Raw genomic sequence first — 13,143 nt, forward strand, 5'->3', positions numbered from 1 at the left:
TGAATGAAATGTTTATCGGTATTACGAAAGCCTTTGCGTAATAGTAAGGCGTCGGCGGAGCAAGGAAGCATGGTCGTGGAAGCTGCGCTTGTGCTGCCGATGTTTATGTTTTTTGTCATTTTTCTCATATATATCGTGCAGATGACGTTGATATCGACGGCGCTCCAAAGCACCGTTTCCGATACCGTCAAAACCGTAGCGGCCCATATGTATCCTGTTTCGCTAGCCGTGCAGGCGAATGCAGGGGGTAACGGAACAGGCGAGGGCACACCCAGCACGTCCCATTGGGAAATACCCAAATTGTCGCTGTCCGATTGGGTTTCGAAATATAGCGACTCGCTTCCTTCTCCTGCTAAGGAGTGGATCACGGAAGCCGTCGCTTCAGGTGAGGAGCCTCTGCAGCAGCTTAAGAACCAAACCGTGGAAGCCGTACTCGATCCCGTGGTCAAGCCGATGATGAAGCCGTTTATGCCTGACCGCCTTCTGGATTATGACCGAATCCATGTGTCCAATGTTCACATACCCAATTTGAAGAGCGGCACGAGTCCTTATTTTGGCATTGAGGTGAATTATGCCCTTCCAATCCGGGTTCCTTTCTTGAACAAACGCATCGTGCTGCAAGCGAAGGCTCAGGAGAGGCTGTGGATTGGAGACACGGGAGAAGGCGGGGGAGATTCGGGGAACGGGGACGGCTCAGAGAACGGAGCCATTGAGCTGTTGGAGAAGCCGAATCCGGCCGTCGCAAGCAAGCAGGCTAAAGTAAAGGTGAAAGTAGAGGCAGGGGCCAGCGCTCAATTATCAGTCTATTACAAGAGCGGTCAGAGCACGGCTAAATATTTGGGTTGGAAGACCGCGGATGATAACGGCTATATCGAATGGGAATGGAACGTGGGGTTTAATACAACGCCGGGGACTTGGCTGTTCGTGGTTGAGACGGCAGACGGGCAGCGGATCGAGGTGCCGTTTACGGTGGTAGCGCGGTCGGGTTCATGAGAGGTTCAAGAGCAAGGTTATGAAATATAGGGTTCTAAAGTAATATCCAAGGAAAGTCTTTCCACTAGAAGCAATTCGTTGTGCGTCAATAGTTAAAGTTCTATTCAGACTATTCCTTGAATAGTCGCGCAGGGGAGGTTGATGGGTGTGGCCGTTGCCTTTGGTATTTGTGCCGTTTATCTGATTGCGGCCTTTATTACAGATCTTCGTTCCATGAAGATACCGAATGCTCTAACCGTACCAGCTATGCTGTCCGGCCCGATCTTTCATGGCGCTCTGAACGGATGGGAAGGCCTGCTCTTTTCTTTGAAGGGTCTTGGAGCTGGGTTTCTCATCTTGTTGATCATGTATTTTATAGGGGCTGTAGGAGCGGGCGACGTTAAGCTGTTCGGTGGGATCGGCGCCTGGACCGGCTTGTGGTTTACCTTGCAGGGCATTATGTATTCTGTCCTTTTTGCCGGTGCCATCGGTTTGCTCATTCTGCTCTGGCGGCGGGAGACGATGAAGCGAGTACGCCGTGTCGTTGGCAGTATCGCCGGAGTTTTTGTCATGAAGAGCTGGTTGCCATGGCGCAACAGCCAGGAGGAGCACTTGCGATTTCCCTTTATGATGGCTGTTCTTCCTGGCATGATCAGCACGTATCTAGTACTCCACATGTAGGAGGCGGCGCTTATGTTCGGATTAAAGGCGGATTTTATGCAGAACGGCGGGACGATCATGGTGCTGGACCGGGATGAAGGGATCCAGTCAGCAGAATTGAATCATGTGCAGCTGGGTATGATCCGTTCTTCGAGAATCCCGCACTTTTTGAAGCTGCATATGAAAGAAGTCGATTACAAAGTAACCTTGGAATATGATATCACTGGCAAAAAGATGCTGTCTCAGGCATTGAAGAGCGAGCGCATGACGTTGACCGAGTACTACGGGCTGCTGCTGCAGATCGCTACCGCATTGGAGGACAGCAGGCTGTATATGCTTCAACCCGAGAATTACATACTTCATGAGGATTTTCTGTTTGTTGAAGGTTCCCTGCATCTTGGCACATTATATTTAACCTATGTTCCCCTTGCCGTTAATGAGACAACCAGTAACCGTCTCCCTGTAACGCTTAAGGAGCTTATGACAAGGCTTCTCCTATCGGTCTCGGAGCTGAAAGGAGGAGGGATACAAGCATTGATGTCCTTCTGCAGTGAACAGAGCTTCAGTTTGCCGGGACTTAAGCGGCTTGTCATTGAACTGCTTGCAGGAGAAGATGGTGAAAGCGAACAAGCAGGAACGCAAGCGAAGATGGCAGTGCCTGCACGTGTGAATGAAGGATTGCCCTATACCGATATTCCCTCAAACAGCAGCGTCTCTAGGCCTGCCTTCTCATTTGCAGAGCCGGCTCACAGCCGGAGTGCGGCATTGCAGACGGAGAATGACGGCAACACAGATAAACAGAGTTTAATTCGAAGCCTGACGGAACGTACCAACGAGATGTTTGGGAAAAGCGGGCGAAACGAAGAGGGTAATTCTCACGCCGGTCGCCCCCCATCAGGTCTTCCCGCGTGGTCACCTGGCACAGATGATTCAAGTCTTGATGAAGCGGAGCATGGCAAATCTTCGCCGGTTCGGACCTATATTTTGCTAGGATGTTTGCTCGCCGCAGCGGGAGCATGGAGAATGTTGTACATGAATCAACCGGGTCCGCTGATGCTGGGGCTATCGGTAGGGATTACGATTCTGCTCGCCGTGATCGCTTGGCTCGGCTACACGGGCAAACTCCGGCTGCACTCACGGCGAGCGGAGGATTGGTCCGGTTCATTGCCCGTGTTTGAATCTACAGAGCTAAATCCGCAGGAGCATGCCAAGTGGAAGTCCGTCCCGCGTTTTGAGGCTGATCCCTTATCAGGTCTTCTTACGGGAAAACAGGCAGCGGACTCAGGGAAAGCATCAGAAGCAGAGCTTGGTGAGGGGAATGAGCATTGGAGATGGCAGTTTCCTAAATCTCCATTTAACATTGAGCGGGATCACCCTCCGGCGGGATCTTCTGCACAGTCTTTGCGGGACCAGGCTTTTTCGCGTTCGCCTAACGCCGGGGCAGGAGATTCTTATAGGGAAGAAGGGGATTATTATGCCCAGCTGTCCCAACGGACGGAGGTGCTTTCGTCCTCTGGTGGTGGGGGAGCTACCGTGCTGTTAAGTCCAGAAACCGCCGTTCGTCCGTCTGGGCAACATTCGAGGGACTATCTTGAGCTTAACGAACCGAATGCAGCCGTTCCGCAGCGAATTGAACTGCATCAGCCCCATTTCATCATCGGCCGATCTCCCGACGTCGCCCAATTTGTAGCTGAAGGTGTGGGGACTTCACGGGCACATGTCGAACTTTCGCGCGAAAGCGGTGGATACGTCCTGAAAGATCTGGGTTCCAGAAATGGTACGATGTTGAAGGGAGAATCCATGGTGCCTTATAAAGAATACCCTCTGATGGAGGGCGATGCCTTTATTATTGCCGGATGGACGTTTACCCTGCGCAGGGGGTTATATTAGTACGGGATTATTATAGTAGAAATAAGATTTGCGAAGCTATTATTCTATGAGGTTAGAGGGGTTTTGGATTATTGCAGAAAACCAAAGGTGTACCCTAATTTTTAGAGGGGCCCTTTGGTTTTTTTATTTTTTACTAGATTTATAAAAACTTCTGGTATGGTGATTATGGTAAAATGTACCGATTAACTATTCATGAGACTAACTATATGTTAACGATGAAATAAACAGCATCTTGTGTATTTTGATTCATGTGTATAAGGAGGACTTTGATGTGTCTGAAGATCTAAATAAAGAAATATTGAAAGAGCTAAAAGAAATCAATAATAAACTAGACACCTTGAACTCGTCCAAAGGAATATCAGGAACTCTAAAAGTTATTGCCCTGATATTCGGGTTTTTAGTGATAGGACCTTTGCTTGTAGGGATAATGGTGTATCTATTTAATTTAACTGGCTAAGGTAAATAGCCCCTGCCAGAAGCCCAGACGGACAATCCCGGAAGGGGCTTTATAAGCTTCAACAAGAGTAACTCGTCCAGCGACGCTGGTATGGCAGGTAGCCGATGCTTTTTTGTGTAGAATCATCTATAGGTAAAAATGAATTCTTTTTGTATTGTACCTTGAGAACAGCACTCTACTCATGGAGATCGCTGTCATAGCTGGAGCTGAAAATTGAGCCGCAGCACCAGTTTTTCTCGCAAACCGAAAGCTCTAATTTGTTTATTCTCCAGCCCTTTCATTGCCTCTTATCGCCTCTTGCTCGCGGAAGACGGAAGGAGTTAGGCCGTATTTTTTCTTGAATAGAGTGGAGAAGTAAGTGATATTGTACATTCCGACCGATTCACTGATTTTGGCTGCAGTCTCATGAGTGGAAGCAAGCAAATCCCTAGCTTTCTCCAGCCTGATGTGATTCAGGTATTCACTGAACGATTGACGGGTTGCTTTTTTGAAGAGCTTACCCAAATAGCTTGGCGACAGGCCGGCAATGTTGGACACCAGCTCCAGAGATAAGTTTGGCTCGGCATAATGTTCCTGGATGTAATTCTGCACTTTTTCAATGATATCATTGTGCTTCTGGGCATTCATCCAGAGATTCTTCTCTTCGATTAATGTGCAAATATTAAAACAATAGCGATTGAAAGTTTCCTTGATGTCCGTCAGATGTTCGGCGGATTCAATTTCGGTCACCGCATCCAGATACTCGTTGAAATTGGAATCCGGCACATGCTGCAAATAGTCAAAGTGTTTAAGTAAGGATAGCATGAGCTGGGTGCTGTATGTAATGACCTGATTGATTGAACCGTTAGAGATCTGTTCCACGAATTGTCCGATTGCATCCCGGATTGCTTCCGGCTTCCCGGACTGCACAGCATCGATTAGCTTCTTCTCGAAGGCGCTGGGATAACTTAAGGCCGTCATCATATGGGGCCGTGTTGTTACGGCATCCAGGATCGATTCCTTCCCGTAGATTAGCCGGTATTTAACATACTGCTGCGCCGAAGTGTAGGAGTAAGAAATATTTTTCCTTCCGTAACTTATATCCCCTATGCCAATGGATACCGTCACCTTGAAGTAACGGTTCAGAAAACCCTGAATATTGCCCAAGGCAGCCTTGAGCTCCTCAGGCTGTTGGTTGTTCGTACACTGAAGGATTGCGACGGCTTCATTTCCCCCCATAAACAGGTAATCACATGCTCCGATAGGCTCCAGCATCTCTTTTGCAATATTGCCTAGAGCGAAGAGCAGCAGCGGCTGCTGTTCCGTCTCCATCCTCCCTCTTGTCGGTTCCAACGCATTGATTTTGAATACAAGCACGCAAAAATAAGGCCCCGATACTTGCTTGTCGATATCCCGAATTAATTCGCTCGGAACAGAATGTTCCAGCGGATGACCCCAGAGTAACGAAAGTAAGTAATGCTCACGAATCGTTCGGGAAGAGCGGTTGATCACGAATTGCATCGATTTTTCACGTTCCTCCAACGAATGGAAAACCTCGGTCATCATCTTATATTCATCTATGAACGGCGAATCGGAGACTGGAGAATCCGTGTCCGGCATGATCCTTTCAAACAGCGTCGATAACGGTCTATAAATGCTCTTGGTCAGAAAAATAGAGATCAGCAGACCTGCCAGTACGATTCCGGCTGTCACAAGCAGCGTAACGTTGCGGAGACGGTCAATGTTGGAGATGAGTCCGGAGTAAGGGGAAACGCTTACAAAATACCAGTCCATTTTCTCCGACTTCACATAAGTGACCAGATGCTTTTTATTTAGAATATTTGTTGTGAAGCTGTTCTCTTCCTTGTCCTGATTTAGAATTTGCTGCACATACTGTTCCTCGGACCAATCTTTCAGAAATAAACTTGAATCGGTATGGGAGAGCACTTTGCCCTCTTTGTTGATGACAAAAACGTTGTTGGCGGAATCCGTTTTGCTGATTTTGCGGATTGTCGTCAGAATCGACTCTTCTTCCACATTGATATAGATAAGCGGGTTGTCGGAGGTGTTAAATGAAAAATCCGGGTACAGCAGAAAGGTCAGGAGCTGAAGCGGCGTATCGTTGTTGCGGTCGGCAACGGTCAAGCTGCGCGGATAGAATTCCATGTACCGCTCCGCGCTAAGGGTGATGAGCGAAGAGTCGAATGGAAGCCCGGCAGTATCGACGGCTGTTCCCGTAGAAGGCCGGTAGATCCCGGCACTGTAAATATAGGGATATACACTTATAATCTGGTTCATTTGTTGGAATATCCGATAATTGTTCGTCTTGTCCTCCAACGTGTCATTCAGGAATGAGGTGATCTCCGGCTGGATGAGCAGCGCATTACCGATTGTCATGACTTGGTTATAGACGACCTCCGAGGCGTAAGTGATTTGGGATAACATGGCTTTGGAATTGCGGTCGATCTCCTTGACGGCGCTTTTGGAGAAGAGAAGGAAGAGGACGCCGGACAGCAGGCTGACAGTTAGTAGAACGAGCAGGAAATATGAAATTGTAAGTTTTTGAAACGCCTTGTATCGAACAAGCCGATTCATGGTGTTCCGCATGAAGAATTCCTCCCAATTCCGTTAATATAACCTCTTCACTATAGGACATATATGGCTAAAAAGGTACTCCTTCTCGCAAAAATGAAAGCCGTTTCGATAATTTGAAAGCCCTTTAATCGAATCGTGAAAGCGATATCCTGTATTTGAAATTGGAAACGCTGACCCGCTGCGATAGAGTTAGAGCAAGCGTCAACGCAGCCCAAAAATGTACACTGCAAAGAAGGAGGATAAGAAATTGGAAAAGAGACAGCGTCCGGCATTCGGCATGTTTTCTGATATCCGTAGGAATGGAACATCTTACTTGCTGGTCCTTCCGGCAATGGTTTACACGTTTATTTTCGGGTATATGACGTATCCGTATATACTGATTGCTTTCCAACGATTCAATTATACAAAGGGCATATTTCATAGCGAGTGGGTAGGATTAAAGAACTTCGAGTTCTTTTTCGGGTCGAGCAAGGCGTTTACGGTCACCTTTAACACCATCTTTCTAAATTTGCTCTTTATTGTCTTTGGAACGCTGACGGCACTGGCCATCTCACTGATCCTGAACGAGCTGCGCAAGAAGCTGTTCGTCAAAATCAGCCAATCCATGATGTTGTTTCCGAACTTCATTTCCTGGATCGTCATCAGCTATGTGCTGTATGCTTTTTTTTCTATGGATATGGGGATCGTGAACAAATTGCTGAACCAGCTTGGCCTCGCCTCGGTCAACTGGTACACCGAGCCGAAGGTATGGCCGGCTGTTCTTACCGTCATGCATGTGTGGAAAGGAGCAGGGATGAGCGCCATCATTTATCTTGCTACCATCACCGGGATAGATGAGACGTTGTATGAAGCAGCCGAGATTGATGGGGCTAACCGGTGGCAGATGTGCATGCGCATTACGATTCCGTTGATGATGCCTACGGTGGTTATACTGATGCTGCTCTCGGTCGGCAAAATCATGTACGGCGATTTCGGGATGATCTACGCCTTGATTGGCGACAATGGCACCTTGTATTCGACCACGGATATCATTGATACGTACGTATTCCGCTCTTTGCGTCAGATTGGCGACCCTTCCGAAGCTATGGCTGTCGGATTGTTCCAGTCCGTCATCGGGTTTATCCTAGTCTTCGGCACGAATGCCATTACCCGCAAATTTTTTAAAGATGGCGCGCTGTATTAGAATCCGGTTTCGGCGATAGATTCCCGAAGAAAGGCTTTAGGAGGTATAGAAGTGAAGACGTTTTCATTCAGCAAGACGATTATGTATGCTCTCATTACGATTTATTCGGCGCTTTGTTTGCTTCCAATGCTCCTGGTTCTGATGATCTCGGTCACGGATGAAGATGCCATATTGAAGAACGGATACAGCCTATTCCCGGAGGAGTTCTCGTTGTATGCCTATAAGCTAATCTTTACAGGGGGTTCCCAAGTCATGCATAGCTACGGTATTTCCATCTTTGTCACAATTGTTGGTACGGTGCTGGCGATTCTGATTACGTCCATGGCTGGCTATACGTTGGCGAACAAAAATGTGAAATACCGCAATCCATTGGCGCTCTATTTCTTTATTACCATGATTTTTTCGGCGGGAATTGTTCCCTGGTATCTGATGAATCGGTCGCTTGGATTGACCAATAACATCTTCGCTTTGATCATTCCGTCGCTGCTGTTCAGCCCGTTCAACCTCTTCCTTGTGCGGAATTTCATGAGTGGGATTCCCGACTCGCTGCGAGAGTCGGCAAACATAGACGGGGCCAGCGATATTACGATTGCCTTCCGGATCTATCTTCCTTTATGCAAACCGGTATTGGCGACGATTGCGCTATTCTACGGACTGGATTACTGGAACAATTGGTGGAATGCAATCATGTTGATTGACAGCAAGGATTTGTACCCGCTGCAATTTATGCTACTGCAAATGCAATCGGAGATCAGCATGCTGAACGAGATGACGATGCTGGCCGGAACAAGCGACATCACGCTTCCTTCAGAATCGGTCAAGATGGCAACAGCGATCGTGACAATCGGGCCGATCGTCTTACTCTATCCGTATTTGCAAAAGTACTTCGTGAAGGGCCTGGTTATTGGTTCTGTCAAAGGCTGATATACTCCCCTTCGGGGTTAACATACATTAAGCACTTTATAGAAGGAGGTCAATATTTAATATGAAAAAGTATGGTGTGTTTCTATTGGCTGTGGTTCTTGTGCTTTCGACTTTAATTGGATGCGGCAAGGGAGACAATTCTTCAGTCTCCAATTCAGAGAATGATGAGAAGCCTGCCAATACGGTCAAAATCAAATATTTAGTTCCAGGCACAGAGCCGAAAGACTACAAGGAAGTGTTCCAAAAGGTCAATGAGAAGCTGGCTGCGGACGGTGTCGGCGTTGAGGTGGAAAAAATATATATCCCATGGGATGCGTGGGATCAGAAGCTGAACTTAATGCTGTCCACCGGGGAAGATTTCGACCTGTTCCACGTCATGCAGGACCGCACGCCGTTCTCCAGCTATTATAACCGCGGTGCACTGGCGGATATCACGGATGCGATCGAAAAGCATGGAGAAAATCTGAAGAAATATATTCCGAATGATATCTTCGACGGAGCTAAAATCGATGGCAAGTATTATGCCGTTCCCTCTTATTGGGTTGAAATGGCGAGTGAAGGTCAATTCAATATTCGTCGTGACATTCTCGCTGAGAATAATCTCGAAGAGCCGACGACACCAGCTGAATTGATCAGCGCTTGGGAGATTGTCATGAAGAACTGGAAGGGAAGCAATAAGCCCTATCTTGGCACACGCGCCGACTTTGACCCGATCTACCTGCATACGTCCATCCTGCATCGGACTTATGACACGTTCCCGTTTACCGTGAAGGATAAGTTCTTCTATGTGAATCAAAGCGGCGAGGTTAAGTCTTGGATTGAGACCGAAGAGTTCAAGAAAGATGCGTCTTTCATGCGCGAACTGTACACAAAGGGCATTACCAATCCCGATATCCTGGTCATGAAGCAAGAGCAGGTAGATGCCCAACTCGACAGCGGTGAATGGTTCGTCCGTTTGGGAACTGGCGGAAGCTTGAACGGGCTCAAGAAGTACAATCCAGAAGCCACTGTAAACGATATCGGCGTTGTATGGTTTAACCCGGAGAAAGAATATATGCGTCCGCTCACCTTCAAGAACGGAAATGCCGTACCGGTAAACAGCAAAAATCCGGAAGCGGCCGTCAAATTCATGGATTGGATGCTGGCAAGTCAAGAAAATTATGATCTTGTACAATATGGCATTGAAGGCAAGCACTACACCAAGGACGGTGAGAAGGGCTTTAAGCCGATCAAAGACCCGAATAACAATAATAATCCGGGGTATAGAGGTTCTGATTCGCAAAACGGCAACGTAAACTTTATGCGATTTGACTTCGAGAATAGCATTCCAGATAACAACAAAGTCTTGTTTGAGCCAAATCCGAATGCAATCAACAGCATCGCGGCGAATTTTATTTTTGACCCGACGAATGTAAGGGCCGAATACACCAATATTTTGTCGGAAGCTTCGGCAAGCATCACGCCGATTTATATGGGGGTTCAAGAATACGATAAGGCCTTCCCGGCTGCACTAGATAAAATGAGGAAAGCCGGTCTGGATAAAGTGGTTGCGGAATACCAGAAGCAATTCCAGGAGTATCAAGCTTCACTTAAATAAACGAGTTGAAAAACAAAAGGAAGGTGTGGAGGAATTTGGCCTTGCAGAAGCAACGAATTGAATTTGAAGCGACAAAAACGATCTATGAAAGTGCAACCTTGAAATTTCATGGCGTGGATGGTTTTGATGTCTACAATATTTCGATTCCATTCAAACGCGATGGGAAGCGCTATTTGTTCGGGCGGGTAGAACGTCGCGAGGAATGGGCCCGCTCTTGGGTTCGCCTGTTCGAGGAAACGGGACAGGACGAATGGACGTTGGTGAAAGACAGCATGATCTATACGCTGGAGGACCCTTACATCAGCGAAATCGGTGACGAGCTTGTCATGGGCGGGACCCATGTGCAATATCAGAGCGGAAAATACAGCACGTTTTTCGGCTATTTCTTCCGAGGCACCGACATCCATAATTTGTACTACTTCACGACCGGCCCTAACAAAATGAAGGATATCCGCCTTGTTCCGTTGTCGGACGGCAGGATCGGCGTCTTCTCGCGTCCGCGCAGCGCCGAGATGAGAGGCAAATTCGGGAGCGAATCCATGATCGGCTTTACGGTCGTTGACAGACTGGAAGATTTGACTGCGGACGTCATCGAGAACGCACCTTACATTCATGGCATCTTCGGGGAAGGCGAATGGGGAGGCGTCAATCAGGCGTATCTGCTGGACAGCGGCAACATCGGAATCATTGGCCACATTTGTTACCTGGATCAGGATGAGCACGGAGGGGAATTGAAGGTGTACCTGAACATGGCCTTCGTCTTCGACCCAACCACCCGTGAGTCATCGAATCTCCATGTGATCGGTAGTCGTTCCTGCTACCCGGCAGGACCTGCCAAAGCACCGTATTTGGTGGACTGTGTTTTTTCTGCGGGCATTGTCATGCGCCCGGACGGCAAGGCTGATCTTTACAGTGGTCTTAGTGATTGTCAGGCAGGACGCATTACGATCGACGATCCGTTCGCAGGATACGGACGCCTTGTTTAGAGGGAAATCATAATGACTGCGCCCTCGCATGATGACTATGACGCACCAAGACTACTAAGCCCATGCTTCCGAGGCGAGTTTTGCTCAAAGCTGATGCCTGAAGCAACGCTCACAGAACTTTTAGGAGGATGCTGATTGATGAAAACCACAAATATACCTATCATTGAAGCGCTGGCGTCCAGCCCGATTATTCGCCGTCACCCGGCAAATCCCGTACTGGACGCGGCACGTGTGCCGTATCCCACCGCACTTGTCTTCAATGCAGGCGTCGCTAAGTTTAACGGCCGCTACATCATGGTATTCCGCAATGACTACGGTTCGCTGGAGAAGCAGACGATCGAGCCGAGCCATACGACGGATCTCGGCATCGCCTTCAGCGACGACGGCATTCACTGGACGGTGGGGCCGAAGCCGATCTTCAAGCTGCACGACGAAGAGATCGTGCGCGCCTATGATCCGCGTCTGACGGTTATTGACGGCCGCTGCTACATGTGCTTCGCCGTTGATACGCGGCACGGCATCCGGGGAGGTATCGCAGTAACGGACGATTTTGAATCCTTTGAAGTATTGAGCATGTCAACGCCAGACTTGCGAAATATGGTGCTATTCCCGGAACGGATCAACGGCAACTACGTCCGGCTGGAACGGCCGTTCACGGTGTATAGCCGCGGCGGAGTAGACCGGTTCGACACCTGGATCTCGGAGTCGCCGGATCTGATCTATTGGGGCCGTTCCGAGCTCCTGCTGGCGGTGGAGCAGGTGCCGTTCGCCAATGATAAGATCGGTCCGGCCGCACCGCCCGTGAAGACGGATAAGGGCTGGCTCACTACGTTCCATGCGGTGGATATTGATTCCGCTAGAGGGAAGAACGGCTGGGAGCCGACCTGGAAGAAGCGGTATACTGCCGGCATTATGCTGCTCGATCTTGACAATCCGAAGAAGATCCTTGGCATGAGCGCATCGCCCCTGCTTGCGCCCGAGGCACTGTACGAGACGGATGGGGGCTTCCGCAATGATGTCATTTTCCCCGGCGGCATGGTGCTGGAGGAGGATGGGGAAGTGAAAATCTATTACGGGGCCGCCGACACGGTGGAATGCTTGGCTACCGCTCATGTGGACGATCTAATCCGGCTCTGTTTGGAGGGATAAGGATGGGGCAGGCGAAACGAGGCATCTTTCCGTCTTCAAATTAGTCAAGAATGGCATGATACCTGCGGTTCGGATTATATCCTGATGTGGAACAAACCAGCCCGTGGGGCATGTACGGAATTCAACCGCCATGCACCACGGGCTGGGCTTTGTTTCCTTTTTTTGTAAGTTTGGCCGATCCATTAAACTCAACAGACTTCTACTTATTGATCAAATGCTGATAAGGCTTGTAGTCGATTTCCTTCTTCTGGAGGAAATTCATCAGGAATTTGTAATCCCGCTTCGGCGTAGCCACGATGTAACCTTTGATGCAGTGATCCCGGGTGACTTCGGTTGCGCCGGATTCGACGGCGATTTTGCCGATTTCGGCTGCAATGGAGTGTTTGGCGATATCCCGGAACGGTCCCGGAACAGGCTGCACCAGCTCGTCCAGAAATGCTTTGGATTCATCCGTCCACAGCGGGCGGCTTCGCTCTACCCAGTAATTTTGCCAATCGAGCTTCGATTTGCCGTCAGCCTTGGGAAGCACTTTCAGAAACTTGCGGAACATGAAAAATCCGCCGATGCCCATCAGCCCGAGCATGACCCATCCCCAAAAGGCAATGGAGTTCATGAACCATGACGGCGGCGCACTGGACGACAAATATCCCATGACGGCCCCTGTGCTCTTCATCTGTATATCACCTCAATGATTATTGTCACATGACACTTTCATGAGAATTATAACGCATTTCTAGATTTATTTCGATAT

General features: G+C 48.7%; 11 protein-coding genes. 9 read left to right on the forward strand and 2 right to left on the reverse strand.

Annotated features, from left to right (window positions below; translation table 11 throughout):
* Positions 1-3 precede the first annotated feature (3 nt).
* The 4 genes from BMX45_RS06410 (at position 4) to BMX45_RS06425 (ending at position 3,979) form a co-directional block, all read left to right on the forward strand.
* A complete protein-coding gene (locus BMX45_RS06410) occupies positions 4-993 on the forward strand; it encodes a TadE/TadG family type IV pilus assembly protein (protein ID WP_254777987.1) in 990 nt (329 codons plus the stop codon).
* Between the two features lie 147 nt (positions 994-1,140).
* Positions 1,141-1,653, forward strand: a complete 513-nt coding sequence (locus BMX45_RS06415; RefSeq protein ID WP_090909528.1) for an A24 family peptidase — start codon at positions 1,141-1,143, stop codon at positions 1,651-1,653.
* Between the two features lie 12 nt (positions 1,654-1,665).
* On the forward strand, positions 1,666-3,522 hold the full coding sequence (locus BMX45_RS06420; RefSeq protein ID WP_090908999.1) for a DUF6382 domain-containing protein: 1,857 nt from the start codon (positions 1,666-1,668) through the stop codon (positions 3,520-3,522).
* 271 nt (positions 3,523-3,793) lie between these two features.
* Positions 3,794-3,979, forward strand: a complete 186-nt coding sequence (locus BMX45_RS06425; RefSeq protein ID WP_090909000.1) for a hypothetical protein — start codon at positions 3,794-3,796, stop codon at positions 3,977-3,979.
* A gap of 261 nt (positions 3,980-4,240) precedes the next feature.
* Here BMX45_RS06425 and BMX45_RS06430 read toward each other — a convergent pair whose 3' ends face one another.
* Positions 4,241-6,565 carry a helix-turn-helix domain-containing protein gene (locus BMX45_RS06430; RefSeq protein WP_090909001.1) on the reverse strand — a complete coding sequence of 775 codons (2,325 nt, stop codon included), beginning with the start codon at positions 6,563-6,565 and terminating at the stop codon, positions 4,241-4,243.
* Positions 6,566-6,800: 235 nt separating this feature from the next.
* Here BMX45_RS06430 and BMX45_RS06435 point away from each other — a divergent pair, with 235 nt between their 5' ends.
* The 5 genes from BMX45_RS06435 to BMX45_RS06455 all read left to right on the forward strand — a co-directional run bounded on the left by BMX45_RS06435 (position 6,801) and on the right by BMX45_RS06455 (position 12,392).
* The gene (locus tag BMX45_RS06435) at positions 6,801-7,736 is read left to right on the forward strand and encodes an ABC transporter permease (RefSeq protein ID WP_254777989.1); all 936 of its coding nucleotides are present in this window, start codon (positions 6,801-6,803) and stop codon (positions 7,734-7,736) included.
* A gap of 81 nt (positions 7,737-7,817) precedes the next feature.
* A complete protein-coding gene (locus tag BMX45_RS06440) occupies positions 7,818-8,660 on the forward strand; it encodes a carbohydrate ABC transporter permease (protein WP_090909530.1) in 843 nt (280 codons plus the stop codon).
* Between the two features lie 61 nt (positions 8,661-8,721).
* The gene (locus tag BMX45_RS06445; RefSeq protein ID WP_090909002.1) at positions 8,722-10,257 is read left to right on the forward strand and encodes an extracellular solute-binding protein; all 1,536 of its coding nucleotides are present in this window, start codon (positions 8,722-8,724) and stop codon (positions 10,255-10,257) included.
* Between the two features lie 41 nt (positions 10,258-10,298).
* A complete protein-coding gene (locus tag BMX45_RS06450; RefSeq protein WP_254777990.1) occupies positions 10,299-11,243 on the forward strand; it encodes a DUF1861 family protein in 945 nt (314 codons plus the stop codon).
* A 138-nt stretch (positions 11,244-11,381) separates the two neighbouring features.
* On the forward strand, positions 11,382-12,392 hold the full coding sequence (locus BMX45_RS06455) for a glycoside hydrolase family 130 protein (RefSeq protein WP_090909004.1): 1,011 nt from the start codon (positions 11,382-11,384) through the stop codon (positions 12,390-12,392).
* Positions 12,393-12,591: 199 nt separating this feature from the next.
* Here the strand turns inward: BMX45_RS06455 and BMX45_RS06460 are convergent, their stop codons facing one another.
* Positions 12,592-13,065: a DUF2621 domain-containing protein gene (locus BMX45_RS06460; protein WP_009594427.1), complete on the reverse strand. Its 474-nt coding sequence runs from the start codon at positions 13,063-13,065 to the stop codon at positions 12,592-12,594.
* Between the last annotated feature and the right edge of the window lie 78 nt (positions 13,066-13,143).

Origin of the sequence: Paenibacillus sp. cl141a, from assembly GCF_900109305.1 — a bacterium.
Taxonomy (GTDB): domain Bacteria; phylum Bacillota; class Bacilli; order Paenibacillales; family Paenibacillaceae; genus Paenibacillus_AQ; species Paenibacillus_AQ lautus_A.

Coding starts and splice junctions, on each gene's coding strand:
- BMX45_RS06410 (WP_254777987.1), top strand. CDS start 4: ATGAAATGTTTATCGGTATTACGAAAGCCTTTGCGTAATAGTAAGGCG.
- BMX45_RS06420 (WP_090908999.1), top strand. CDS start 1,666: ATGTTCGGATTAAAGGCGGATTTTATGCAGAACGGCGGGACGATCATG.
- BMX45_RS06430 (WP_090909001.1), bottom strand. CDS start 6,565: ATGCGGAACACCATGAATCGGCTTGTTCGATACAAGGCGTTTCAAAAA.
- BMX45_RS06440 (WP_090909530.1), top strand. CDS start 7,818: ATGTATGCTCTCATTACGATTTATTCGGCGCTTTGTTTGCTTCCAATG.
- BMX45_RS06445 (WP_090909002.1), top strand. CDS start 8,722: ATGAAAAAGTATGGTGTGTTTCTATTGGCTGTGGTTCTTGTGCTTTCG.
- BMX45_RS06460 (WP_009594427.1), bottom strand. CDS start 13,065: ATGAAGAGCACAGGGGCCGTCATGGGATATTTGTCGTCCAGTGCGCCG.
- BMX45_RS06455 (WP_090909004.1), top strand. CDS start 11,382: ATGAAAACCACAAATATACCTATCATTGAAGCGCTGGCGTCCAGCCCG.